At 45.8% G+C, this 26236-nt stretch carries 21 protein-coding genes; 18 read left to right on the top strand and 3 right to left on the bottom strand.

Annotated features, from left to right (window positions below):
• Positions 1 to 132 precede the first annotated feature (132 nt).
• Positions 133 to 2250: a heterodisulfide reductase-related iron-sulfur binding cluster gene (locus LG330_RS15600; RefSeq protein WP_404405431.1), complete on the top strand. Its 2118-nt coding sequence runs from the start codon at positions 133 to 135 to the stop codon at positions 2248 to 2250.
• 96 nt (positions 2251 to 2346) lie between these two features.
• Here LG330_RS15600 and LG330_RS15595 read toward each other — a convergent pair whose 3' ends face one another.
• On the bottom strand, positions 2347 to 2568 hold the full coding sequence (locus LG330_RS15595; protein ID WP_404405429.1) for a hypothetical protein: 222 nt from the start codon (positions 2566 to 2568) through the stop codon (positions 2347 to 2349).
• A 41-nt stretch (positions 2569 to 2609) separates the two neighbouring features.
• The gene (locus tag LG330_RS15590) at positions 2610 to 3566 is read right to left on the bottom strand and encodes a type II toxin-antitoxin system SpoIISA family toxin (protein ID WP_404405427.1); all 957 of its coding nucleotides are present in this window, start codon (positions 3564 to 3566) and stop codon (positions 2610 to 2612) included.
• A gap of 565 nt (positions 3567 to 4131) precedes the next feature.
• Between LG330_RS15590 and LG330_RS15585 the strand changes: the two genes are divergently transcribed.
• The 9 genes from LG330_RS15585 (at position 4132) to LG330_RS15545 (ending at position 16383) form a co-directional block, all read left to right on the top strand.
• Entirely contained in the window at positions 4132 to 5310 is a 1179-nt protein-coding gene (locus LG330_RS15585; protein WP_404405425.1) for an acetyl-CoA C-acetyltransferase, read from the top strand.
• A 247-nt stretch (positions 5311 to 5557) separates the two neighbouring features.
• The gene (locus tag LG330_RS15580) at positions 5558 to 6409 is read left to right on the top strand and encodes a 3-hydroxybutyryl-CoA dehydrogenase (protein ID WP_404405423.1); all 852 of its coding nucleotides are present in this window, start codon (positions 5558 to 5560) and stop codon (positions 6407 to 6409) included.
• 21 nt (positions 6410 to 6430) lie between these two features.
• Positions 6431 to 7567 (top strand): acyl-CoA dehydrogenase, encoded by a 1137-nt coding sequence (locus tag LG330_RS15575; protein WP_404405421.1) that lies wholly within the window; start codon positions 6431 to 6433, stop codon positions 7565 to 7567.
• A 13-nt stretch (positions 7568 to 7580) separates the two neighbouring features.
• Complete coding sequence (locus tag LG330_RS15570) at positions 7581 to 8720, top strand: acyl-CoA dehydrogenase (protein ID WP_404405419.1); 1140 nt, start codon at positions 7581 to 7583, stop codon at positions 8718 to 8720.
• 487 nt (positions 8721 to 9207) lie between these two features.
• Positions 9208 to 9798, top strand: coding sequence for a TetR/AcrR family transcriptional regulator (locus LG330_RS15565; RefSeq protein WP_404409635.1), 591 nt, complete (start codon positions 9208 to 9210; stop codon positions 9796 to 9798).
• A 3-nt stretch (positions 9799 to 9801) separates the two neighbouring features.
• Positions 9802 to 13062 (top strand): fused isobutyryl-CoA mutase/GTPase IcmF, encoded by a 3261-nt coding sequence (icmF, locus tag LG330_RS15560; RefSeq protein WP_404405417.1) that lies wholly within the window; start codon positions 9802 to 9804, stop codon positions 13060 to 13062.
• A 93-nt stretch (positions 13063 to 13155) separates the two neighbouring features.
• Entirely contained in the window at positions 13156 to 13320 is a 165-nt protein-coding gene (locus tag LG330_RS15555; protein WP_404405415.1) for a hypothetical protein, read from the top strand.
• 508 nt (positions 13321 to 13828) lie between these two features.
• The gene (gene rpoE / locus LG330_RS15550) at positions 13829 to 14365 is read left to right on the top strand and encodes a DNA-directed RNA polymerase subunit delta (RefSeq protein ID WP_404405413.1); all 537 of its coding nucleotides are present in this window, start codon (positions 13829 to 13831) and stop codon (positions 14363 to 14365) included.
• Between the two features lie 419 nt (positions 14366 to 14784).
• Positions 14785 to 16383, top strand: coding sequence for a CTP synthase (locus LG330_RS15545; RefSeq protein ID WP_404405411.1), 1599 nt, complete (start codon positions 14785 to 14787; stop codon positions 16381 to 16383).
• A gap of 460 nt (positions 16384 to 16843) precedes the next feature.
• Here the strand turns inward: LG330_RS15545 and LG330_RS15540 are convergent, their stop codons facing one another.
• Positions 16844 to 17365 carry a DUF2529 family protein gene (locus LG330_RS15540; RefSeq protein ID WP_404405410.1) on the bottom strand — a complete coding sequence of 174 codons (522 nt, stop codon included), beginning with the start codon at positions 17363 to 17365 and terminating at the stop codon, positions 16844 to 16846.
• 207 nt (positions 17366 to 17572) lie between these two features.
• Here LG330_RS15540 and LG330_RS15535 point away from each other — a divergent pair, with 207 nt between their 5' ends.
• From LG330_RS15535 to LG330_RS15500, 8 genes are all read left to right on the top strand, one after another.
• Entirely contained in the window at positions 17573 to 17932 is a 360-nt protein-coding gene (locus LG330_RS15535; RefSeq protein ID WP_039811620.1) for a response regulator, read from the top strand.
• A gap of 117 nt (positions 17933 to 18049) precedes the next feature.
• Positions 18050 to 18907, top strand: coding sequence for a class II fructose-bisphosphate aldolase (locus tag LG330_RS15530; protein ID WP_404405408.1), 858 nt, complete (start codon positions 18050 to 18052; stop codon positions 18905 to 18907).
• Between the two features lie 541 nt (positions 18908 to 19448).
• Positions 19449 to 20093 carry a fructose-6-phosphate aldolase gene (fsa, locus tag LG330_RS15525; protein ID WP_039811614.1) on the top strand — a complete coding sequence of 215 codons (645 nt, stop codon included), beginning with the start codon at positions 19449 to 19451 and terminating at the stop codon, positions 20091 to 20093.
• An 88-nt stretch (positions 20094 to 20181) separates the two neighbouring features.
• The gene (locus LG330_RS15520) at positions 20182 to 21468 is read left to right on the top strand and encodes a UDP-N-acetylglucosamine 1-carboxyvinyltransferase (protein ID WP_404405406.1); all 1287 of its coding nucleotides are present in this window, start codon (positions 20182 to 20184) and stop codon (positions 21466 to 21468) included.
• A 73-nt stretch (positions 21469 to 21541) separates the two neighbouring features.
• Positions 21542 to 22504 (top strand): class II fructose-bisphosphatase, encoded by a 963-nt coding sequence (glpX, locus tag LG330_RS15515; protein WP_404405404.1) that lies wholly within the window; start codon positions 21542 to 21544, stop codon positions 22502 to 22504.
• Positions 22505 to 23050: 546 nt separating this feature from the next.
• Positions 23051 to 24325, top strand: coding sequence for a transcription termination factor Rho (rho, locus tag LG330_RS15510; protein ID WP_404405402.1), 1275 nt, complete (start codon positions 23051 to 23053; stop codon positions 24323 to 24325).
• Between the two features lie 467 nt (positions 24326 to 24792).
• The gene (gene rpmE, locus LG330_RS15505; protein ID WP_041123483.1) at positions 24793 to 24993 is read left to right on the top strand and encodes a 50S ribosomal protein L31; all 201 of its coding nucleotides are present in this window, start codon (positions 24793 to 24795) and stop codon (positions 24991 to 24993) included.
• 584 nt (positions 24994 to 25577) lie between these two features.
• Positions 25578 to 26180, top strand: coding sequence for a thymidine kinase (locus LG330_RS15500; protein WP_404405399.1), 603 nt, complete (start codon positions 25578 to 25580; stop codon positions 26178 to 26180).
• Positions 26181 to 26236 lie beyond the last annotated feature (56 nt).

Genomic DNA, 26236 nt, shown 5'->3' with positions numbered 1-26236 from the left:
TAGTATGTCCAAATAACAGCAGAACCTGTAAAATGAAAGAGAAAAGTTCTGAAAATCCATTGACTGAATGCTCATTCATTATATAATGAGTATAAGAAAGAGTCAGACAACTTTGGGAGGAGTGCAGCGAACATGAGCATTGGGGATATTTTGCTGATTGTTAACTGGATTGCGTTCATTCTTGTAACCGCTTACGCAATCTATTTATTTGGCTATCTGGTTAAATCACGCTATGACTTTATCAAACTCGGCAAAAAAGAAGAGTTTGATAACAACGTGAAAGAACGCATGAAGAAGATCATGGTTCAAGTATTTGGCCAGAAAAAATTATTGAAGGATAAGAAGAGCGGGATCATTCACGTGATGTTCTTCTATGGCTTCCTGCTGGTTCAGGCAGGCGCGATCGACTTCATTTATAAAGGTCTTGTGCCAGGGGCGCACCTGCCGCTTGGTATTTTCTACCCTGGATTTACATTCTTCCAGGAACTCGTTACATTAATGATCCTTGTCGCAGTGGTATGGGCATTCTACCGCCGCTACATGGAAAAGCTTGTCCGTCTGAAAAGGGGTTTTAAATCAGGACTTGTACTGATTTTTATCGGCGGACTAATGGTTTCTGTATTACTCGGAAACGGTGCGGGAATTGTCTTCTTTGGTCACGAAACGACCTGGACAGAGCCTGTCGCATCAGTCATCGCACTTGCTACAGGCTGGATGGGAACTACAGCGAACGCAGTCATTTTCTATTTTGCTTGGTGGGTACACTTATTATTCCTGTTAGGTTTCTTAGTATACGTGCCGCAGTCAAAACACGCGCACCTGATCGCTGGACCAATCAACGTGTATTTCAACCGTCTTGATAATCCTGGTAAGCTTCGCAGCATTAATTTTGAAGATGAGTCACAGGAAACGTTCGGTGTTGGAAAAGTGGAAGACTTCACGCAGCTTCAGATGATTGACCTTTACGCATGTGTTGAATGTGGACGCTGTACGAATATGTGTCCTGCAACCGGTACTGGTAAAATGCTGTCGCCGATGGATCTGATTACGAAAATCCGTGACCACCTGACATTTACAGGAGCAGCAGTCACGTCACAGTCTCCATGGGTACCGGCACCTGCTTTTGCTCAGACAAAAGGCAACCAGATCGCAGCAGCTGCAGCAAACGGCGGCACTGAAGCAGCAATCGATATGTACCACCCAAGCCTGATCGGTGACGTCATCACTGAAGAGGAAATCTGGGCTTGTACAACGTGCCGTAACTGTGAGGACCAGTGTCCTGTTATGAACGAACACGTTGATAAAATCATCGACCTGCGCCGTTACCTTGTACTGACTGAAGGTAAAATGGAGCCGGATGCACAGCGCGCAATGCAAAACATTGAGCGTCAGGGTAATCCTTGGGGTCTGAACCGTAAAGAAAAAGAAAACTGGAGAGAAGCACGTGAAGATGTAGTGGTTCCTACAGTCAAAGAAATGAAAAAAGCAGACGAAGAATTCGAATACCTTTTCTGGGTTGGTTCAATGGGTTCATTTGACAACCGAAGCCAGAAAATCGCGCTTTCATTTGCTAAAATGCTGAATGAAGCAGGCGTGAAATTCGCAATTCTCGGTAACAAAGAGAAAAACTCAGGTGATACACCGCGCCGCCTTGGAAATGAATTCTTATTCCAGGAGCTTGCGAATGCCAACATCGCTGAGTTTGAAAAAAATGACGTGAAGAAGATCGTAACGATCGATCCTCACGCATATAATGTCTTTAAAAACGAATACCCTGAATTCGGTCTGAAAGCTGAAGTCTACCACCACACAGAAGTACTTGCGGAACTGGTTGAACGAGGCAGGCTGAAACCTGTACATGCAGTTAACGAGAAGATCACCTTCCACGACTCATGCTACCTCGGCCGATACAACGAAGTCTACGATCCACCGCGTGAAATTCTGAAGTCAATTCCAGGCGTTCAACTCGTGGAAATGGAACGTAATCGCGAAAAAGGCATGTGCTGTGGTGCCGGCGGAGGACTGATGTGGATGGAAGAAGACAAAGGCCACCGCGTCAACGTTGCCCGTACAGAACAGGCACTCGTCGTAGAACCATCCATGATCAGCTCCGGCTGCCCATACTGCCTGACAATGCTGTCAGACGGTACAAAGGCGAAGGAAGTTGAAGAAGAAGTGGGTACAATGGATGTTGCTGAACTGCTTGAGCTGAGTGTGATTGGGAAGCCTCAACAAGCGGATATTGCCTAAGAGCTTCTAAAAGAACAACATAAACTAATAAAACCAAACGACCTGGCTGCTTCTTATGACGGCCAGGTCGTTTTTTGTTGATCGCATCGAGTAGCCTTATCTAAGCATCGATATGATATGACTGCCGCGTCTTTTTCTTTCTTTTTCATGGTGCGGGACAGAATATTTCCCTACTCTCGTCACGTTTGATTTTGCATTCAAATCAAACTGACTGATACAGCTTTGGTCGCTGGCTGACTTAATTTTTACTCGAATCGTTTTAAAAGTTTTTTCTTTCGCAGAATCAGTATTGCCGGGATCATTAGTTAGTCCAGACACTGCGTACCACCTCCTATACATTCATTGCACCTGCTTAACTTCTAATTAACACCTGTTTGAGCGCCCCATTCATAATGCTGTAAAGTTGTTTGAACAAGCTGGGGAACCAGAGAGCCATCGAGCGTATCGATCTCACCATACTGGCAGACGATTAAGGTTAAATATAGTCTTCTATTCAGAAAGGTCGGTGTGAGCATATATGATCGATTGCTGGAAAATAACGTTAAAGTATAATTTTCGTTAAGGAGCAGGTTACTGATCATTTTATTCATTGATGGCTCAGCCTGAATAGGTAAATTGGTTGCCTGAAATTTGTTAATGAATTCATCATAAGCATCGCTTAAAAAATCCTGGTCTTCAAAGCTCAAACTGAAAGTAGAAGCAATATCTTCTAAAACCCCTATCAAATCTTCTTCATAAATTTGATAATCAAACTCCTCAGTCTTTCTGTCAGCTGCTTCATAAAATTCATAAATGTGAGCAAGTAATCCAAATCTTGATAAGTAACTCTGGAGTACATCGTGAACAAAGTCCAGAATATCTGTGTCGCTATCAATATGTTTGGAATTTGCCGGTATATTCTCATGAACTAAAGCAAAATGAGAAGCCTTTGCAGTTAATCTGGTCACTGTATCGTCAGCGTCCGACCTATATGCTTCGATTTCATCCAAATCAAATTCAGTATTCCATATCTTTTTAATTCTAGGTGTTGAAAAAATTGAAATATCAATAAAAACAACTGAAGCTGCAGCCAGAAGCAATAAATTCCAATCTTCAGCTGTAAATCCATAAAAGATTAACCATATTGCTGCACCAACAATAAAAATAAGATATAGTCCCCGTCTGAAATTCTTTTGGCGTGACTGACGTTTAAATATTTCCCACCTGGCTTCACCTGTGAATTCAGGTCTTAAGATCTTCCTTTCTTTAATTAATTCATATACAAAAAAATAAAGTAGAAAAAGTAATACGACCAAAGTCCAAATGATAAGCCCCATCCGGCACCTCTCCTAATAACAGGCGAATGATCCGTGAAAATAGTCAGTAAGGACATTTCAAAGCACTGTAAATGAATCAAAGAAATGAAATGACAGGAGATCACTTTTCAACTCCTCATATTATATTGATCTTCCGGTTAAATAGTATAAAAAATGGGCTATATTATTGATCAACATTCTAGAAAGTCACTTGTATCAATAATTGAAATCGCTTACAATAGAAGGGGTAGAATCATTTAAATGCCGTTAAATCGGCTTTTTTAAAGGGGAATTACTGAGCGAGCGTTCAGTCAACATGCGTCCGCCCAGCCGTAAAACAGTCAAAATGTTCAAGTCAAGGATGCATTTTTGTAAGCGGATTCAAAATTTACTTTTAGACCGGCTGTGTTACAAAATGCAGCCACAGCTGATCGTAGCGGAGGGCGGGCGACTCCTGCGGCATAGAAGCGACAGGTGAGACCCCGGAGACGCGCAGCGTTGAGGAGGCTCACCGCGCGGCCGCGGAAAGCGCCCGCCCGCAGCGGAGATCAGCGGCTATCAAAGTTAAACAAAGGGGAGAATCACAATGCCAAAAACAGTAATTATTGACGGAGCAAGAACACCTTTCGGAAAAATGGGCGGATCACTCGCATCATTCACAGCCTCAGACCTCGGAGCAGCAGCAATCAAAGAAGCACTTAAACGTGCAGACGTTGCACCGGAAACAATAGATGAAGTCATCCTCGGAACAGTTCTGCAGGGTGGTCAGGGACAAATCCCATCACGCCAGGCAGCACAAAAAGCAGGCATTCCATGGGAAGTGAAAACAGAAACAATTAACAAAGTATGTGCGTCAGGTATGCGTTCAGTCACGCTTGGAGACCAGCTGATCAGACTTGGAGATGAGTCGCTGATCGTTGCAGGCGGTATGGAGTCAATGACAAATGCACCTTACTTTATGGATAAAGCAAGATCAGGCTTCCGCATGGGAGATCAGACGGTCAAAGACATGATGGTTCACGATGGACTGACGTGTACATTTAACAACGTCCACATGGGTACTTACGGAAACTCAACAGCTGAAGAATTCAGCCTGACGCGTGAAGATCAGGATGCATGGGCAGCAAGAAGCCACAAGCTTGCAGGTAACGCAATCGACAATGGCATCTTTGCTGAAGAAATTGTGCCACTTCAGGTGCCCCAGCGTAAAGGTGATCCAATCACTGTTGAAAATGATGAATCAGTCAGAAGAGGCACAACGCCTGAAACACTTGCAGGTCTTCGTCCGGCATTCGGAAAAGACGGCACAATTACAGCGGGTAACGCACCTGGCATCAACGACGGTGCATGCGCAATGGTACTGATGAGCGATAAGCGCGCTGAAAAAGAAGGCAAGACGCCGCTTGCAACGATTCTTGGACATGCAGAAGTTGCCGTAGAAGCGAAAAACTTCCCGCAAACACCAGGTCTTGTCATCAACACACTGCTAGAAAAAACAGGCCATAAACTTGAAGACATCGACCTGTTTGAAATCAACGAAGCATTCTCAGCAGTTGCACTTGCTAGTAATAAAATTGCCAACCTTGACCCTGAAAAAGTAAACGTCAACGGAGGCGCAGTCGCACTTGGCCACCCAATCGGCGCAAGCGGCGCGCGTGTCATCCTGACACTTGCTTACGAACTCAAACGCCGCGGCGGCGGACTCGGCATCGCAGCCATCTGCTCAGGCGGAGGTCAGGGAGACGCAGTACTGATTCAGGTTTGATGCTAAGCTTATGGTCCAAAAAAATCATGCCCTTTATATGCAGTACAAAATGAAGGGATGATTTTACTTTGTAAATAGACACTTGAGCAAACCGGAGCGTAAGGCGGCGACTCCGGGACGATTAGTTGGAAGCTGAGACCCCGCAGGCGCAGCCGAGGAGGCTCAGCAACAACCGTCCGGAAAGCGTCCGCCTGAAGCGCAGGTTTGCGGTTACCTAAAGCCACACTACGTAAAAAGGAGAATCCCAATGAACATCAAAACAGTCATGGTCATCGGCGCCGGACAAATGGGCGGCGGCATCGCACAGGTTTGTGCCCAGTCAGGCTACAACGTTATCCTCAACGACCTGAAAGACGAATTCCTCACACGCGGACTCGGCGTCATCGAAAAAAACCTGAACCGCGCAGTCAGCAAAGAAAGAATGACAGAAGAAGATAAAAACGCCACACTCGGCCGCATCACACGTTCAACTGATCTGAACGATGCAAAAAATGCTGACCTCATCATCGAAGCAGCAGTAGAAAACATGAACATCAAAACAAAAATTTTCGAAACGCTCGATCAGGCAGCTCCGGCACATGCCATTTTAGCTTCAAACACGTCCTCACTGCCAATCACAGAAATTGCAGCAGCAACAAAGCGTCCTGAACAGGTCATTGGCATGCACTTTATGAACCCGGTACCGGTCATGAAGCTCGTTGAAATCATCCGTGGACTTGCAACAACGGATGAAGTGTATCAGGCGATTGAAGAGATGACGAAGTCGCTCAGCAAAGCACCGGTTGAAGTAGAAGACTTCCCGGGATTCGTTTCAAACCGTATTTTGATGCCAATGATCAATGAAGCGATCTATACGCTTTATGAAGGTGTGGCAACGAAGGAAGCCATTGATGATGTCATGAAAATGGGTATGAATCATCCGATGGGACCGCTTCAGCTTGCTGACTTTATCGGTCTTGATACGTGCCTTTACATTATGGAAATTTTGCATGAAGGATTTGGCGACAGCAAATATCGCCCGTGTCCACTGCTTCGCAAATACGTAAAAGCGGGCTGGCTTGGTAAAAAGACCGGCCGTGGATTCTACAGCTACGAATAGACATCAAGGAGGAGCAGGAAGATGGATCTGCGATTTACAGAAGAACAAATCATGATGCAAAAAATGGTGAGAGGCTTTGCACGTGAAGAAATCGAACCATTTATCGAAAGAATGGAAGCGGGAGAGTTTCCGCGTGACATTTTAAATAAAATGGCTGAGCTGGGTCTGATGGGGATTACGGTTCCTGAAGAGTACGGTGGCGCAGGGATGGATTTCACATCCTACATCATCGCAATCAATGAGCTTGCGAAAGTCAGTCCGGTTATCAGTGTGATTTTATCCGTGCATACATCAGTCGGAACGAACCCGATTTTATATTACGGTAATGAAGAGCAGAAGCAGAAGTACGTGACGAAGCTTGCGACTGGAGAACATCTCGGTGCCTTCTGTCTGACAGAGCCGAGTGCAGGATCGGATGCTGCGAGCCTGAAAACGCGCGCTGTGAAAAAAGACGATCACTACGTATTAAACGGTTCTAAAATCTTTATCACAAACGGCGGGGAAGCAGACACATATATCGTATTTGCCGTCACAGATCCCGAAAAAGGTACGCGGGGAATTAGTGCATTTATCGTAGAGAAAAACTTCCCAGGATTTGTGGTTGGAAAAGATGAAGAGAAAATGGGACTTCACGGCTCACGTACAGTGCAGCTGACGTTTGAAGATATGAAAGTGCCTGTTGAAAACCTTTTAGGTGAAGAAGGGGAAGGCTTTAAGATCGCACTTGGCAACCTTGATGTCGGCAGAATCGGCATTGCTGCAAAATCGCTAGGCATTGCTGAAGCAGCAGTTGATCATGCAGTCGCTTATGCAAAAGAGCGTGAGCAGTTCGGTAAGCCGATTGCACAGCAGCAGGGAATCGGGTTTAAGCTTGCAGATATGGCAACAGCCGCTGAAGCTGCAAAACTATTAGTCTATCAGGCAGCGTTCCTGCGTCAGGAAGGCAAGCCATGTGGAAAAGAAGCATCTATGGCAAAGCTGTTTGCTTCCTCAACTGCTATGAATAACGCGATCGAATGCGTTCAGGTATTTGGCGGAAACGGTTATACGGAAGATTATCCGGCAGAGCGCCTGTTCCGTGACGCAAAAATCAGTGAGATCTATGAAGGTACAAGTGAAATTCAGAGAATCGTGATCAGTAAGCACGTGACCAAATAGGGGGAAATCCAAGATGAATTTTAAGTTAACTGAAGAACACGAAATGATTCGTAAAATGGTACGCGACTTTGCAGAAAAGGATGTTGCACCAACAGCTGCAGAGCGTGATGAAGAAGAACGCTTTGATCGTGAAATTTTCGATAAAATGGCTGAACTTGGCTTAACCGGGATTCCATGGCCTGAAGAATACGGCGGAATCGGCAGTGACTACCTTGCATATGTAATCGCAGTTGAAGAACTGTCACGCGTCTGTGCATCCACTGGCGTAACGCTATCAGCGCACCTTTCACTGGCGAGCTGGCCGATCTTCAAGTTCGGTACAGAAGAACAGAAGAAGCATTACCTGACAAAGCTTGCACAGGGTGAAATGCTTGGTGCTTACGGACTTTCTGAGCCGGGTGCAGGATCAGATGTTTCATCAATGAAAACAAAAGCTGTGAAAAACGGCGATCATTACGTACTGAACGGTTCAAAAGTATGGATTACAAACGGCGGTGCAGCAGAACTGTATATCATTTTTGCTGTAACAGATGCAGAAGCGGGAACACGCGGCATGAGCGCATTTATCGTTGAGAAAGGCTGGGAAGGCTTCTCGATCGGTAAAAAAGAGAAAAAGCTCGGCATCCGTTCATCACCTACAACCGAACTGATCTTTGACAATGTAAAAGTACCGGCTGAAAACCTTTTAGGTAAAGAAGGAGAAGGCTTTAAAATTGCGATGATGACACTAGACGGCGGCCGTAACGGAATCGCAGCACAGGCAGTCGGAATCGCACAGGGCGCACTTGATGCATCTGTTGAATATGCAAAAGGACGCGAGCAGTTCGGTAAATCAATTCTTGCTAACCAGGGTGTATCATTCAAAATCGCAGATATGGCAACGAGCATCGAAGCATCACGCCTGCTCACTTACCAGGCTGCATGGCTTGAATCAGAAGGCCTGCCATACGGAAAAGAATCAGCCATGTCTAAGCTGATGGCGGGAGACACAGCGATGAAGGTCACTGTAGAAGCGGTACAGGTATTTGGCGGCTACGGCTATACAAAAGACTATCCTGTTGAACGCTACATGCGTGACGCAAAAATCACCCAGATCTACGAAGGCACCCAGGAAATCCAGCGCCTCGTAATTGGCCGTATGGTGACGAAGTAAGAAAGTTTTCTATTTTAAGCTGCTTATGATTGCAGCTCCAGGCGGACGCTTTCCGGACGGTTGTTGCTGAGCCTCCTCGCCTTCGGCTGTGGGGTCTCAGCTTCCAACTAATCGTCCCGGAGTCGCCGCCTTACGCTGCAATCAACGCTCTGATAGTAGGAGTAACTTTACTACTCGAGTCCAGTTTACTTACAAAATTAATATCATAATAAATTCTGCATATGAAGTGAGATTAAGCGTTGATTGGAGCGGGAGGGGCGAGACTCCTGCGGAAAAACGTGCGTGAGAGACCCCGCAGGGCAGTGGTTTTCTGCCCGAGGAGGCTCGAGCGTTCGTCCGCGGAAAGCGAGCCCCTCCCGCGGAAATCATAAGCGATTATCACACGTCCCTTCAGCCAACGGCCCATCAACAATGTGAGAGGTGGCGGATGCGATTGGAGAATAAACGGGAAATACAATCCTCAGTAAAAGACGAGCGGCTCATTGAAATGCGCCGTGACCAGATGATTAAAGGAGCCGTATCCCTTTTTAAGCAAAAAGGATTTCACCGCACCACAACACGTGAAATTGCGAAAGCTTCGGGATTCAGTATCGGTACACTTTACGAATATATACGCACAAAAGAAGACGTGCTCTACCTCGTCTGTGACAGAATCTATGACGAAGTACGCGTCCGCCTGCATGACCTGGAGCTTGATGGCGGGACGCTTCAGTCTTTATCAAGAGGGATCGCACACTATTTTAAAGTCGTCGACAGTATGCAGGATGAAGTGCTTGTCATGTATCAGGAAGCCAAGTCACTTTCAAAAGATGCATTGCCGTACGTGTTGAAAAAAGAGCTTGAAATGACAAAAATGTTTGAGACGCTGATTCAAAAATGTGTGGATGAAGGTGAGCTTGTGATGGAACATGACGAGATTCATCTGCTTGCACAGAACATTTTCGTACAGGGTCAGATGTGGGCGTTCAGAAGATGGGCGCTGCGTGAATATCATATCGATCAGTATACGGACAGACAGACCGAGCTGCTGCTTAAGGGTGTAAGGGGATACCAGGCAGCGGTGAACAAGGGGGAATAAATAATGGCAGTTAATGAACCTGAAATTTATAAGCCGAAACATCCGGTTCGTTTTGTAACAGCATCCAGCCTGTTTGACGGGCACGATGCATCAATCAATATTATGAGAAGAATCCTGCAGGCAAGCGGTGCAGAGGTCATTCACTTAGGGCATAACCGCTCAGTTGAAGAAGTCGTGAACGCGGCAATTCAGGAAGATGTGCAGGGCATTGCGATTTCATCCTACCAGGGCGGACACGTTGAGTATTTTAAATATATGCACGACCTGTTAAATGAGCGGGGGGCTCCCCACATTAAAATCTATGGCGGCGGTGGCGGTGTGATCATTCCGCGTGAAATCAAAGAGCTTCACGCATATGGCATTGCACGCATCTTTTCACCAGAAGACGGGCGTACAAACGGACTTCAGGGCATGATCAATCGCATGCTTGAAGAGTGTGATTATGCAACCGTTGAAAAAGAAATGAAGCATGAGATCAGCGAGCTGACATCAGGTCAGATTCCTGTCGTGTCAAAGTTTATCTCGCTTGCTGAGTACCGGATGAAAGATGACAGCGATGTCTGGCAGAACATTATGGACCAGGTAAAAGCGGAAGAAAAACATGCACCGGTCATTGGGATCACAGGGACGGGCGGCGCAGGAAAAAGTTCGCTGACAGATGAGCTGATTCGTCGTTTTATCAATGAAATCCCTGATAAAAAAGTAGCGATTCTCTCGATTGATCCGACGAAGCAGAAGACAGGCGGCGCGCTTTTAGGAGACAGAATCCGTATGAATGCGATTTTCTCTGACCGCGTATTCATGAGAAGCCTTGCAACCCGCGGCTCTAAAAGTGAGCTGTCACTTGCAATCCGTGATGCGATTTCTGTTGTCAAAGCTGCAGGCTATGACATGGTCATCGTTGAAACGAGCGGAATCGGGCAGGGAGATGCTGAAATCGCTGAGATCTCGGATATCTCAATGTACGTGATGACAAGTGAGTTCGGTGCCCCTTCACAGCTTGAAAAAATCGATATGATCGACTACGCAGACCTGATCGTGATTAATAAATACGAGCGTAAAGGCTCAGAGGATGCGAAGCGCCAGGTGCAGAAGCAGTATCAGCGCAGCCGTATGCTGTTTGATCAGGAACTCGATGACATGCCGGTATTTGGTACAATTGCATCCCAGTTTAACGATGCGGGAACGAATGCCCTTTTCGCAGCGCTGATTGAAAAAGTAAATGACAAAGTCCAGACTGACTGGTCAACTGCTTTTTCTAAAAAAGCGGAAGTTGAAAAGCAGAACGTCATTATTCCAAACGACCGCCGCTACTATCTGCGCGAGATTTCAGAAACCGTCCGCCGTTACCATAAGGGTGCTGAGGAGCAGGTGAAGCTCGCACGCCGATTCTTCCAGCTAGAAGGCAGCATTGAAGCAGCCAGAGAAGCAGGTGAAGAAGCGACAGTGGAAGTGCTGGACAGAATGAAAGAAACAGCGTGGGGGCAGCTTTCAGCAGAGTCTAAAAAGATTCTTGAAAACTGGCCTCAGCTGAAAGAACTGTATGCACAGGATCAATTTACGACAAAAATCCGTGATAAGGAAATCGTCACAGAACTGAAGACAACTAGTCTCTCAGGCCTGTCGATTCCAAAAGTGGCACTGCCGAAGTTTGAAGACTACGGTGAAATTTTAAAATGGGTATACAAAGAAAATGTACCTGGATCATTCCCTTATACTGCAGGGGTGTTTCCATTTAAACGTAAGGGTGAAGATCCGAAGCGTCAGTTTGCCGGTGAAGGGACGCCTGAACGGACGAACCGCCGCTTCCATTACCTTTCAAAGGATGATGATGCAAAGCGCCTGAGTACTGCATTTGACTCTGTAACGCTTTACGGTGAGGATCCTGACCACCGCCCTGATATTTACGGAAAAGTCGGGGAAAGTGGCGTCAGCATCTGTACGCTTGAGGATATGAAAAAGCTGTACGCAGGATTTGACCTGTGTGCACCGTCAACATCAGTCTCCATGACCATCAACGGACCGGCACCGATTATCCTTGCGATGTTTATGAATACAGCCGTTGACCAGCAGGTTAAAGCGCGTGAGGAAGAGCTTGGCCGCACACTGTCTATGGAAGAATTCACTGAAGTACGCGAACAGACTTTACAGGTCGTGCGGGGAACGGTACAGGCTGACATTCTAAAAGAGGATCAGGGACAAAACACATGTATCTTCTCAACAGAGTTTGCGCTTCGTATGATGGGTGATATTCAGCAGTACTTTATCGATCACAAAGTGCGCAACTATTACTCAGTCTCGATTTCAGGCTACCATATCGCTGAAGCGGGTGCGAACCCGATTTCACAGCTCGCATTTACACTTGCAAACGGCTTTACGTACGTAGAGTACTACCTGAGCCGCGGCATGAATATTAACGATTTTGCACCGAACCTGTCATTCTTCTTCTCAAACGGACTTGATCCTGAATATACAGTGATTGGCCGCGTGGCAAGAAGAATTTGGGCAACTGTCATGAGAGACAAATACGGTGCAAACGAGCGAAGCCAGAAGCTGAAATATCATATCCAGACATCAGGCCGTTCCCTGCACGCACAGGAAATCGACTTTAACGATATCCGTACAACACTGCAGGCGCTGATGGCACTTCAGGATAACTGCAACTCGCTTCACACCAATGCTTATGATGAAGCCATCACAACGCCAACTGAAGAATCTGTCCGTCGCGCAATGGCGATCCAGATGATCATTACAAAAGAGCACGGCTTAAGTAAAAATGAAAATCCGCTCCAGGGTGCATTTATCGTCGAAGAGCTGACTGACCTTGTTGAAGAAATGGTCCTTCAGGAATTCGAACGCATCAATGACCGTGGCGGCGTGCTCGGCGCAATGGAAACACAGTATCAGCGCGGCAAAATTCAGGAAGAATCCATGCACTACGAAATGAAGAAGCATACAGGCGAGCTTCCGATTATCGGTGTGAACACCTACCTGAACCCTAACCCGCCATCAGAAGAACAGGTGGACAGCATGGAACTTGCACGTGCGACAAAAGAAGAGAAAGAAACACAAATTACCAACCTTCAGACCTTCCAGCAGTCACATGGTGACAAAGCTGAAGAAGCGCTGAGCAGACTGAAAGAAACAGCAGTAACAGGCGGGAACCTGTTTGCTGAGCTGATGGAAACAGTCAAAGTAGCATCACTCGGTCAAATTACACATGCCTTATATGAAGTAGGCGGACAGTACCGTCGTAATATGTAGGATTAAATTACTGTAAAAACTGCCGGATTATTACCCGGCAGTTTTCTTTTTGTACTATACTAAAGGTAATCATTTTGATCGGGACGTGATGTAGTGAAAAAACTGTTTATCCTCAGCGCATCAATCCTGCTGGTTGCAGGACTGACCCTCTATCTTTACAGCAGAATGGTAGGCGCCGTTCCATTTTTGCTGCTCGCCGCCTTATTTTACTGGCTCGCATGGCGCGAAACGAAAAAGAGCGGAATAAAGAATTCCTAAAAAACAATGGTAACTATGGCATTCTGATTAAAACTTTGGTTATAATGGAACATATGCCTTGAGCTAAATTCATTTATTCACTTTATAACAGGACCGTTGATTTCCGCTGCAGGCGGACGCTTTCCGGACGGTGGTTGCTGAGCCTCCTCGCCTTCGGCTGCGGGGTCTCAGCTTCCCACTATTCGTCCCGGAGTCGCCGCCTTCCGCTTCAATCAACTTGGTGGAAAACAATTTGATGGTCTTTTTAAAGTATTTAAATGAAATTCTATACAAAGTTGCTGGAGTAAATTGTTTGTTAAAACAAACGTTTTATATTCCATCTCAGCTGGCTCTTGGAGTGGGGGACGGAGACTCCCGCCCCAGGAAGGGACAGGTGAGACCATTCATGCGAAGCATGGAGGGGCTCACCGCCCGGGGGCAGGAAAGCGAAGTCCCCCACGGAAAGAGACAGCGGTGTGGAAGTGTAACTTCTTACAGCAACATCACCCAAACCAAAGGAGTGCAAACCATGGAACTTAAAAATCGCTCAGTAGAAGACCTGCGTGAATATTCATTTATAGAAATCGCACACCAATTACTCGTTGATAAGCATAACTCAATGACATTCGACGATATGGTCAAAGAATGGAGTCGCCTGTTAGGTGTGACAGATAAAGAAGCCCGTAACAGAATCGTTCAGTTCTACACAGACCTGAACATGGACGGCCGCTTCATCTATCTTGACTCAGACAAAGGCTGGGGCCTCCGCTCATGGTATCCGCTTGATCAGGTAGAAGACGAGCAGATTACAAGCGAAATCCAGACAACAAAGAAAAAGAAAACAAAATCAAAGAAAAAGAAAAAAGCAGAAGAAGATCTGGACTTTGACAACCTTGATGACGAAGAAGACGACCTTGTCTATGACGAGATCGACGATGAAGTTGAAGATGTTGAAGATCTCGACGGCGAAGAATTCGAAGACGACGTTGATTTTGACGACCTTGACGATGATGACGAGGATGAAGATGATCTGGATGATGAAGACGAAGATGAGGACAAGTTATAAATCGTCAGTCTTTTCCGCCATTTAATTCTTTCTTGATTTTTTAAAATTTGATGGTAGTATTTTATTTGGGCTCCCTTTAAAGGGATCAATCGCAAATATCCGCGCTCCCTTGCGTTTTACACGCAGGAGGGGCGCTTTTTATTTTTTATAGAACTCTCTTTTAAGAGTTATAAAATTCGTATAGCCAAATGAAAGAAGTTATTTTTTATTTTAAGTAATTGTTCTTTACTATAAGAATTTATTCTTATGCACAGAGTTGACCGAAGCGAAAGGGGGCGACTCCTGCGGCAGGAAGGGACGTGTGAGACCTGGCATGGCGAAGCCTGCGGGCTCACCGCCCGGCCGCGGAAAGCGTCCCCCTGTAGTGTAGGTCAACGGTCATCCTACAGAACACCGTAAACCCGAAAGGAGAAATACACATGTCAACAAAATATATCTTCGTCACAGGCGGCGTAGTATCATCGCTTGGTAAAGGAATCACAGCAGCATCACTTGGACGTCTTTTGAAAAACAGAGGTCTAAACGTAACAATTCAAAAGTTCGATCCATACATCAACGTAGATCCTGGAACAATGAGTCCATATCAGCACGGTGAAGTATTCGTAACAGATGACGGCGCTGAAACTGACCTGGACCTTGGTCACTACGAGCGTTTTATCGACATTAACCTGAACAAATACAGCAACGTAACAACGGGTAAGATCTATTCGACAGTTTTGAAAAAAGAGCGTCGCGGTGACTACCTTGGCGGAACAGTACAGGTTATCCCGCACATTACAAACGAATTGAAAGAGCGCGTTTTCCGTGCAGGACGCGAAACAAATGCAGATGTTGTCATCACGGAAATCGGCGGAACAGTAGGGGATATTGAATCTCTTCCATTCCTTGAAGCAATCCGTCAGATCAAGAGTGACGTAGGCCGCGAAAACGTAATGTACGTCCATTGTACGCTTGTTCCTTATATCAAAGCTGCCGGCGAAATGAAAACAAAGCCGACACAGCACAGTGTAAAAGAGCTTCGCAGCCTTGGTATCCAGCCGAATATTATTGTCCTGCGTACTGAAAACCCGATTTCCCAGGATATGAAAGACAAGATTGCGCTATTCTGTGACATCGATGAAAAATCAGTCATCGAGGCAACAGATGCTGATACGCTTTACGCTGTACCGCTTGCGCTTCAGGCACAAAACATGGATCAGATCGTCTGCGATCATTTCAAGCTTGATGCGCCTCAGCCTGAAATGACTGAATGGAACGCACTTGTTGACCGTGTGCGTAACCTGAAGGAAAAGACAACGATTGCCCTTGTTGGTAAATACGTTGAGCTGCAGGATGCTTACATTTCAGTTGTAGAATCACTGCGTCACGCAGGCTACAGCTTTGACGCTGACGTTGAAGTGAAATGGCTGAACTCTGAACTGCTGACACGTGAAAATGTCGAACAGGAGCTTGGAGACGTTGATGGAATCCTTGTACCTGGTGGATTCGGTGACCGTGCAATCGAAGGTAAAATTGAAGCAATCCGCTATGCACGTGAAACAAAAACACCATTCCTGGGTATCTGCCTTGGTATGCAGCTTGCAAGTGTAGAATTTGCACGTAACGTACTTGGCCTTGAAGGGGCTCACTCAGCTGAGATTAATCCGACAACGCCATACCCTGTTATTGACCTGCTTCCGGAGCAAAAGGATATCGAAGATCTTGGCGGAACGCTGCGCCTTGGACTATATCCGTGTAAGCTGACTGAAGGCACAAAAGCATTCGAAGCATATGACAATGCAGTCGTTTACGAGCGCCACCGTCACCGTTTTGAGTTCAACAACCAGTACCGTGAGAAAATGGAAGACGCAGGATTCCTATTCTCAGGTACAAGCCCTGACGGCCGTCTTGTAGAAATCATTGAGCTTGCTGACCACCCATGGTTCGTGGCATCACAGTTCCACCCGGAATTCACATCACGCCCAACACGTCCGCAGCCACTGTTCAGAGACTTTATCGAAGCAACAATGAAGAAATAATAGATGATTGGATCCTCCGCCCTGATATGGGTGGGGGATTTTTTTCGCCTGATTGTTTTCTGGGCGTTCAATTAACGGGAGCGGTGATGCATATAATCCGGGGTGTGAATCAATTAATGCCGGCGATGAATCAATTATGCGGTGTCCAGCAGTCTCTGAACCAATTATACTTACCGGTGATTCAATTAAATGTGGCGGTGTAGCAATTATTATACGCCATGAGCCAATTGCCATCCTGCCGATGCACCACCGGTTAGCTGACTGGTCAAAACCTTTTATCCGGAAAGGCTTGATATTTTTGCAACCATTACGCCGGTCTTTACCGCAATCAAATGGACCTGCATTTATGCAAGTTTTGCACTCATCCCAATTGGTCTCATCGTATCTTTCATCCAGCGTAAAAAAGGATGACAACAAATGAAAAAAGTTCCTACCTGAAATGAGGCAGGAACTTCACGCATTAATAATCCTCTAAAATCTCATCTAGCACAAACTTCACGCCGTGATATAAATAAAGCGCAGCCATCAGTGAAGGGAAGCCGAAGCGCCCACCCGTTTCTCCAGGCAGCATGCCGCGGACCGTTTGCGTATTCAGGAAAGAATCCGCTTTTACCTCAAGGTCGCCTTCAGCATCCTTTACTTTCCCTGCAATCACTGCAAAAGATATATCTGCTTCAATCAGTTTATCTGCAAAAGCGAGTGCCTGCGGATCAGTTGTTCTTCTTGAAACAAGCAGCACGCGGTCAGCAATCGTTAATCCGGACAGATCATCCTGCAGTTCGCGCACGCCTTCAAGCGGCTCTTCGCCCTGTATTGCTTCAGCAGTGACACCTGCCATTTCACCAAACCCTTTTATATAAATAGAGCCATCTCCGACTGAAGCCTGTGCTAACAGACGGGCAGCATTTTCAATTTCCATTTCTTCCTTAGACTGCAGTCTGCCGAATAATCCGGTCAGCTGCGTAGTAAACATTTTAAGCATGCAAGTCATCCTTTCAATTGATTTTCGCATTTTTTGTCAAAAAAGCGCACACGGTTTCTTTATTAATATGAAGGAACTCATCTGTTTGTGTTGAATGTACCATAAGAAGAGCACATTGAGAAACAGACAGACTTGCTCTATTATTAAACTATATACATATAAAGCGAACCTGTGTGGATTGAATATCAAGAAAACGAGGTGTGGAATGTGGAGAAAGTACTGATTGTAGATGATCAATTTGGCATACGTATTCTGCTGAACGAAATTCTTGAAAAAGAAGGGTACCAGACATTTCAGGCAGCTAACGGGCTTGAAGCACTTGCGCTTTTAAAGGAAGAGCCGGATTTAGTCTTGCTTGATATGAAAATTCCGGGAATGGATGGCATTGAAATCTTACGGAGAATGAAAGAAGAGGAAACCGAAATAAAGGTGATCATTATGACAGCCTACGGTGAACTCGGCATGATTCAGGAGGCAGAATCTTTGGGAGCGCTTACACACATCACCAAGCCTTTTGACATTCAGGATATCAGAAACCTTGTAAAAGAGCATATAAAGGCAAATTAGCGCGTCTAATTAGAAAAGATGAGTGGCTGGCATGGTAAAATACTTAAACGTTTGGTATGATACTAGAGAAAATGGTTGTGCAGAAGCTATGCCGTTTATTTAAAGGAGGAACTAATTATGCCATTAGTATCAATGACAGATATGCTGAACAAAGCGAAGGATGGGGGCTATGCAGTAGGCCAGTTCAACCTGAATAACCTTGAATTTACACAGGCGATTCTTCAGGCTGCTGAAGAAGAAAAATCACCTGTTATTCTTGGTGTTTCTGAAGGTGCTGCCCGCTACATGAGCGGATTTAAAACTGTGGTGAAAATGGTTGAAGGTCTTCTTGAAGACTTAAACATTACTGTGCCAGTAGCAATTCACCTTGACCACGGATCAAGCTTTGACAAGTGTAAAGAAGCAATCGATGCAGGTTTCACTTCTGTAATGATTGATGCTTCTCACGGACCTTTCGAAGAAAACGTGGAAGTGACTTCTAAAGTTGTTGAATACGCACACGCAAAAGGAGTTTCAGTAGAGGCTGAGCTTGGCGTTGTAGGCGGCCAGGAAGATGACGTGGTTGCTGATGGTGTGATTTATGCAGATCCTAAAGAATGTAAAGAACTGGTAGAGCGTACAGGTATCGATACACTTGCACCAGCACTTGGGTCAGTTCACGGACCTTACAAAGGTGAACCAAACCTTGGATTCACTGAAATGGAACTGATCGGTAAAGAAGCAGGCGTACCAATCGTTCTTCACGGTGGTACAGGCATTCCGACAAAAGACATCCAAAAAGCGATCTCTTACGGAACAGCTAAAATCAACGTGAACACAGAAAACCAGATTGCATCAGCGAAGAAGGTACGTGAAGTACTTGCTGCTGACTCAGAAGTATATGATCCACGTAAATATCTTGGACCAGCGCGTGAAGTGATTAAAGAAACAGTAATCGGCAAAATGCGTGAATTTGGTTCATCAAGCAAGGCGTAACTCGTCACTCGGTTTCATGGGGTAGAAATTGAGTCATATCAAAAGAGGCTGGCTCACAAACAGGCAGGCCGCTTATTTAACCATAAGCGGCCCAACCGTTTTTTGAGTCAGCCTTTTTTAAATATTTAATGGTTCTGGTAACCGTCTTTGATTTCCGCGGGAGGGCTTCGCTTTCCGCGGACGAACGCTCAAGCCTCCTCAGGCAGAAAACCACTGCCTTCCGGGGTCTTTCACGATCGTTTTTCCGCAGGAGTCTCGCCCTCCCGCTCCAATCAAAGCCTAAATTTACTTATTGAACTTTGGAAAATTATCTTTTTTAAATGAAAGAAAATTGTTACATTAGTTAGTAATTAAATTTTATTTGAGTCAAACTAAGTTGATCGGAGCGGATGGTGCGAGACTCCTGCGGCATAGAAGCGACAGGTGAGACCCCGGAAATGCGTAGCATTGAGGAGGCTCACCGCGCGGCCGCGGAAAGCGAGTGCCATCCGCGCATATCAACGGTTATAATACCAAATACATAACAAAGGATGGGATCACATTGAAATTTTTCATTGATACAGCAAACATGGATGAGATCAAAGAAGCGCACAGCTGGGGTATTATTGACGGTGTTACAACAAATCCGTCGCTTGTAGCGAAAGAAGGCATTTCGTTTCATGACCGGCTGAAGGAAATTACCTCACTTGTAGACGGTTCAGTCAGTGCAGAAGTTATTTCTCTTGATGCTGAAGGCATGATCAGAGAAGGTAAAGAACTGGCTGCAATCGCACCGAATATCACCGTTAAAGTCCCCATGACACCTGATGGACTGAAGGCAACTGCGGCATTTGCAAAAGAAGGCATCAAGACAAATGTTACGCTGATCTTTAGTGCAAATCAGGCACTGATGGCAGCGCGTGCAGGTGCATCATACGTGTCACCTTTCCTTGGCCGCCTTGATGATATTGGTCACGATGGAATGGATCTGATCAGCACCATTTCTGAAATGTTCATTATGCATGACATTAAATCAGAGATTATTGCAGCATCAATCCGTCACCCAATGCACGTTACACAGGCTGCACTGAACGGTGCGCATATCGCAACTTGTCCGTCAAAAGTGTTACACCAACTATTTAAACATCCACTAACGGAAGCGGGAATTGAAGCATTTCTTAACGACTGGAATAATCGCAAAGCATAAAAAATCCTGCTTCCTTCACACATGATTCAGCTGGAAATACACATGATAAAAAGACATATAAGAGCTGGTTCGGAAGGAGCTTCAATCAATGGAGAAATTAAAAATTGAAGGGGGCAATCCCCTTAAAGGAAACATCAAAGTCAGTGGTGCTAAAAACAGTGCAGTGGCGCTAATTCCTGCTACAATTCTTGCTGATACACCAACGACTATTGAAGGTTTACCTAATATATCTGATGTTCATACGTTAAAAGCGCTGCTAGAGGAAATTGGCGGCAATGTTGAATTTGAAGATGGTGAAATGCGTGTGAATCCTGAAGGAATGGTTGCAATGCCATTACCGAATGGACGCGTGAAAAAGCTGCGTGCTTCTTATTATCTGATGGGCGCAATGCTTGGTAAATTTAAAAAAGCAGCAATCGGTCTGCCGGGAGGATGCTACCTTGGGCCACGTCCGATTGACCAGCACATTAAAGGTTTTGAAGCGCTCGGTGCCACTGTTACAAATGAACAGGGTGCACTGTATCTGCGTGCCGATGAACTGAAAGGTGCACGAATTTATTTAGATGTTGTCAGCGTAGGTGCGACGATTAACATCATGCTTGCAGCTGTCAGAGCAAAGGGGCAGACAGTCATTGAAAATGCTGCCAAAGAGCCTGAGATTATTGATGTTGCAACACTTTTAAGTAATATGGGCGCGAAAATCAAAGGTGCAGGAACAAATGTAATCAGAATTGAAGGGGTGGATGAACTTCACGGTACACGCCACACCATCATTCCTGACCGCATTGAAGCAGGTACCTTTATGATTTTAGCGGCAGCAGCAGGTGAAGGTGTGACAATTAATAATGTCATCCCGCTTCATGTCGAATCATTAATTGCAAAGCTGCGTGAGATGGGTGTTCATGTTGAAATTGGTGACGAGGATGTCTATATCGGAAAGTCAGAAAACCTGAAATCAATTGATATTCAGACGCTCGTATACCCGGGCTTCCCAACGGATCTGCAGCAGCCGATGACGTCCCTTATGACGAAAATTCACGGCACTGCAATGGTTACAGATACGATTTATTCAGCGCGCTTTAAGCATATTGACGAATTAAAGCGGATGAACGCAAACATTAAAACAGAAGGCCGTGCAGCGATTATCTACGGGCCATCCGTTTTACAGGGTGCACGCGTGAAAGCATCTGACCTTCGTGCAGGTGCCGCACTTGTCATCGCCGGCCTAATGGCTGAAGGCATCACTGAAGTAACAGGCCTTGAGCACATTGACCGCGGATACAGCGATCTGATTGAAAAGCTTTCAGGTCTTGGTGCAGTGATCTGGCGGGAGGAAATGTCGATGGAAGAACTCGAGCAGGTAAATAACGCTTAATTTTAAATAGTATGTCATAATGAAACGGAATGTGTTATACTGACTCATGACAAATCACGAGGGGATGATTGACATGGAACGCAGTTTATCAATGGAGCTTGTACGGGTTACTGAAGCAGCAGCATTATCATCAGCAAGATGGATGGGACGCGGTTTGAAAAATGAAGCAGACGATGCAGCCACAACTGCAATGCGCGACGTATTCGACACAATCCCGATGAAAGGTACAGTTGTAATCGGTGAAGGTGAAATGGATGAAGCGCCAATGCTTTATATTGGAGAAAAGCTTGGTACAGGTTACGGTCCACGTCTTGACGTAGCGGTCGATCCTTTAGAAGGTACGAACATTGTCGCTTCAGGCGGCTGGAATGCACTTGCAGTACTTGCGGTCGCGGATCACGGAAACCTGCTGAACGCACCTGACATGTATATGGATAAAATTGCAGTCGGACCGGAAGCAGTTGGCTGCATTGATATCAACGCACCAGTCATTGATAACCTGAGAGCGGTAGCGAAAGCAAAAAACAAAGATATTGAAGATGTCGTTGCCACGATTTTAAATCGTGACCGCCATGCGAAAATTATCGAAGAACTGCGTGCAGCAGGTGCCCGCATTAAGCTGATTGGTGATGGCGACGTTGCAGGCGCAATTAATACTGCGTTCGACACAACAGGTGTAGACATTCTTTTCGGATCAGGCGGCGCGCCGGAAGGTGTCATCGCTGCAGTTGGACTGAAATGTCTTGGCGGAGAGATCCAGGGCCGACTACTACCGCAAAATGAAGAAGAAGCAGCACGCTGTAAAGCAATGAACATTGATGTTAGCCAGGTCCTGCGCATGGAAGACCTCGTCCGCGGAGATGATGCAATTTTCGCAGCAACTGGTGTAACTGATGGAGAACTCCTCAAAGGCGTTCAGTTCAAAGGCACATACGGAGAAACCGATTCTCTTGTTATGCGTGCAAAATCCGGCACCGTCCGCTTTATCAAAGGCACGCACAGTCTGAAGAAAAAGCCGAACCTTGTCATGAAGTAAACGTCGAAAAGCTCCGGGAAAGAGATACCTGGAGTTTTTTCGTTTGATCAAAGTAGTAACCGCAATTTCTCTCCGTTCAGGACTTCGCTTTCCGCGGACGAACGCTCAAGCCTCCTCGGGCAGAAGATCACTGCTCTGCGGGGTCTTTCCCGATCGTTTTTCCGCAGGAGTCTTCGTCCTGAACTCCGAGAAATTGTTCAATATGCATCAGCGACCAAATTGTATTTAAAAAATTTTAAGCGTTGATTGGAACGTAAGGCGGCGACTCCGGGACGATTAGTGGGAAGCTGAGACCCCGCAACCATAGGTGAGGAGGCTCAGCGACCACCGTCCGGAAAGCGTCCGCCTGAAGTGGAAATCAAAAGCGTTTCTTAAAGTCCATAGAACGACAATTTTCAACGTTGATTGTGCAGATAAATAAGAGTAGAATAATGAATGACTTCAGCTACACAACCTCTATTTCAACCAGTTATCCTCACAAACATTTTTCAAGCACAATAGATTCGCTGAAGAAGCAATTAAAATAACAGAAGTGTGGTGTCCTTTATGGAAGAATTAAAAATGTCGTCACTCGACAATATGAAATTAAAAGAATTATATGAACTCGCAAAAGAATACCGGGTTTCTTACTACAGCAAGCTTACAAAGAAAGAATTAATCTTTGCTATATTGAAATCACGTGCTGAACAGGAAGGCTATTTCTTTATGGAAGGCGTGCTTGAAGTCATCCAGTCAGAAGGTTTTGGCTTCCTGCGTCCAATCAACTACTCACCAAGCTCTGAGGATATTTACATTTCAGCATCTCAGATCCGCCGTTTTGATTTAAGAAATGGTGATAAGGTTTCAGGTAAAGTAAGACCACCGAAAGAAAACGAACGCTATTTCGGACTTCTTCACGTAGAAGCAGTCAATGGTGACGACCCTGAAACATCAAAAGAGCGCGTGCATTTTCCTGCACTGACGCCACTATACCCGGATCGCCAAATTAAGCTTGAAAACCAGCCGCGACAGCTTTCAACGCGCATTATGGATCTGGTTTCACCTGTTGGTTTTGGTCAGCGTGGACTAATTGTTGCCCCTCCAAAAGCAGGTAAGACAATGCTGATGAAAGAAATCGCTAACTCAATCACGACAAACCACCCTGAAGCGGAACTGATTGTCCTGCTAATCGATGAGCGTCCTGAGGAAGTAACAGATATCGAGCGCTCTGTAAATGCAGATGTTGTCAGCTCAACATTTGATGAAGTACCTGAAAATCATATTAAAGTAGCTGAGCTTGTACTTGAGCGTGCAATGCGTCTAGTTGAGCATAAGCGTGACGTCGTGATCCTGATGGATAGTATTACACGACTTGCACGTGCTTATAACCTTGTTATCCCGCCAAGTGGCCGTACGCTCTCAGGTGGTATTGACCCGGCTGCGTTCCACCGTCCAAAGCGTTTCTTTGGTGCTGCACGTAACATTGAAGAAGGCGGCAGCTTAACAATCCTTGCAACAGCACTTGTTGATACAGGTTCACGTATGGATGAAGTCATCTATGAAGAGTTCAAAGGAACAGGTAACATGGAGCTTCACCTTGACCGCAGTATGGCAGAACGCCGTATCTTCCCGGCTATTGACGTTCGCCGCAGCGGTACGCGTAAAGAAGAACTGCTTGTGACAAAAGATCACCTTGATAAACTATGGGCAATCCGCCGCGCAATGTCTGATTCACATGACTTCGGCGAACGCCTCGTACGTAAAATCCGTCAGACAAAGACCAACCAGGAGTTCTTTGAAAACCTGACAGAAGAAATGAAAACAAGCGGACGCAAGTCTTAAATTTCACTGACAAAACCGCGCCTCCTTTCCGTTCAGGACTGCGCTTTCCTGCCCCCGGGCGGTGAGCCTCCTCAGCTTCGCTTGCGGGGTCTCACCTGTCCCTTTTATTGGGGCGGGAGTCTCCGTCCTGCTCTCCAAGGAGGCGCTAAGTATGTTTTAGCATATTATTTACTTAACTTTACTCAGGGTGGTCGTAGCGTAAGGCGGCGACTCCGGGACGATTAGTTGGAAGCTGAGACCCCGCAGGCGTAGCCGAGGAGGCTCAGCAACAACCGTCCGGAAAGCGTCCGCCTGAAGCATAGACCAACCGTTATCCCATACTCAATAAATTTCAAAAACAATGGTTGCTGCACAACATTCACCCTGCTATAATGTAAGCAGTGTGCTTGAAACATATCTGGCACCATGCTAGTATGTAAGATACTTACTCTGTTCCAGATGGTTCAGGGCGGAAGGAGATGACTGAGATGAAAACTGATATTCATCCAAATTACAAAGCTGCAAAGGTATCATGTACTTGCGGTAATGAATTTGAAACAGGTTCTGTTAAGGAAGACATTCGTATTGAGGTATGCTCAGAATGCCATCCATTCTACACAGGACGTCAGAAGTTCGCAGCAGCGGACGGCCGTGTTGATCGCTTCAACAAAAAATACGGTCTTAAGTAAATTAGAAAAGCGTAGGCGAGCGTTTAGGGACGTACTGACTGAACCGTTCACGACGGAGATAAAGGAATCACGAAGAGCGAAGCGATTCGATGATGACTTATCGTACGAGTGAATGGGCAGTCTGCTAGTCCCTGCGAGTCGGAGCTGGACAGCGTATGTAAGTTCCGACTGTATGCTAAGCTTTACAATCAAAACAGGCGAGAATCAATTTCTTGCCTGTTTTTTTACGGTTAAATTCGCCAATTAAGGGAATAAAACAACAGATTCAGTCAAATCGCCTCTTGAACGAAGAGGTGTTTTTCAATAGACTTAAACCATATTGCAACTATAAATATAGTTATTAGATACATGCCAGAATGCGTATAAAAATATTTAAGGAATAATTAAACTTTCAGCTGACCCTTGGAGTGGGAGACGGAGACTCCCGCCCCAGGAAGGGACAGGTGAGACCGAGCATGGCGAAGCCTGCGGGCTCACCGCCCAGGGGCAGGAAAGCGCAGTCTCCCACGTAAAGGGACAGCGTTATAGAGGAATCATGCTTATACATAAGCGTACTGCAAACGACCAAAGGAGCTGAAGGAAACGTGTATGTAATGAAACAAACGGGCTGGATGGAAGTGATTTGCGGAAGTATGTTTTCCGGGAAATCAGAAGAACTCATCAGACGCGTAAGACGCGCACAATTTGCCAGACAGCATATTTTAGTATTCAAACCAAAACTCGACGATCGCTACAGCGAAGAAGCCATCGTGTCCCATAACGGAGCATCAGTCATCGCTGTACCAGTTGAACATTCCTCTGAAATTCTCGAGCAGGTAACTGAAAAAGCTGACCTAATCGCAATTGATGAAGTTCAGTTCTTTGATGAAGAAATAGTGGAAGTCATTACAAAACTTGCTGACCAGGGCTTCAGAGTCATCACAGCAGGTCTTGATCAGGACTTCCGCGGAGAGCCGTTTGGTCCAGTTCCACACCTCATGTCACTTGCAGAACAGGTAACAAAGCTTCAGGCCGTATGCGCAGTATGCGGATCACCTGCAAGCCGTACGCAGCGTCTGATCGAAGGACGCCCGGCAGGCTACGATGATCCGGTTATTTTAGTCGGAGCATCAGAAGCTTACGAACCACGCTGCCGCCACCATCATGAAGTCCCAAAAGGCGTAACCGTTTCATCTGAAAAGGTTTAATGCATAACGTTTTGGATAGAGAATCATTTTCTTCATATTCTTATTGGAGAGAGTGG

The sequence above is a fragment of the Jeotgalibacillus malaysiensis genome (assembly GCF_044789845.1).
GTDB lineage: Bacteria > Bacillota > Bacilli > Bacillales > Jeotgalibacillaceae > Jeotgalibacillus > Jeotgalibacillus malaysiensis_A.
This window is presented reverse-complemented; position numbering and strand designations above follow the sequence as displayed.

Coding starts and splice junctions, on each gene's coding strand:
- rpmE (WP_041123483.1), top strand. CDS start 24,793: ATGAAAACTGATATTCATCCAAATTACAAAGCTGCAAAGGTATCATGT.
- LG330_RS15520 (WP_404405406.1), top strand. CDS start 20,182: ATGGAGAAATTAAAAATTGAAGGGGGCAATCCCCTTAAAGGAAACATC.
- LG330_RS15570 (WP_404405419.1), top strand. CDS start 7,581: ATGAATTTTAAGTTAACTGAAGAACACGAAATGATTCGTAAAATGGTA.
- LG330_RS15590 (WP_404405427.1), bottom strand. CDS start 3,566: ATGGGGCTTATCATTTGGACTTTGGTCGTATTACTTTTTCTACTTTAT.
- LG330_RS15585 (WP_404405425.1), top strand. CDS start 4,132: ATGCCAAAAACAGTAATTATTGACGGAGCAAGAACACCTTTCGGAAAA.
- glpX (WP_404405404.1), top strand. CDS start 21,542: ATGGAACGCAGTTTATCAATGGAGCTTGTACGGGTTACTGAAGCAGCA.
- LG330_RS15600 (WP_404405431.1), top strand. CDS start 133: ATGAGCATTGGGGATATTTTGCTGATTGTTAACTGGATTGCGTTCATT.
- LG330_RS15565 (WP_404409635.1), top strand. CDS start 9,208: ATGCGCCGTGACCAGATGATTAAAGGAGCCGTATCCCTTTTTAAGCAA.
- rpoE (WP_404405413.1), top strand. CDS start 13,829: ATGGAACTTAAAAATCGCTCAGTAGAAGACCTGCGTGAATATTCATTT.
- LG330_RS15530 (WP_404405408.1), top strand. CDS start 18,050: ATGCCATTAGTATCAATGACAGATATGCTGAACAAAGCGAAGGATGGG.
- rho (WP_404405402.1), top strand. CDS start 23,051: ATGGAAGAATTAAAAATGTCGTCACTCGACAATATGAAATTAAAAGAA.
- LG330_RS15580 (WP_404405423.1), top strand. CDS start 5,558: ATGAACATCAAAACAGTCATGGTCATCGGCGCCGGACAAATGGGCGGC.
- LG330_RS15540 (WP_404405410.1), bottom strand. CDS start 17,365: ATGCTTAAAATGTTTACTACGCAGCTGACCGGATTATTCGGCAGACTG.
- LG330_RS15575 (WP_404405421.1), top strand. CDS start 6,431: ATGGATCTGCGATTTACAGAAGAACAAATCATGATGCAAAAAATGGTG.
- LG330_RS15545 (WP_404405411.1), top strand. CDS start 14,785: ATGTCAACAAAATATATCTTCGTCACAGGCGGCGTAGTATCATCGCTT.
- icmF (WP_404405417.1), top strand. CDS start 9,802: ATGGCAGTTAATGAACCTGAAATTTATAAGCCGAAACATCCGGTTCGT.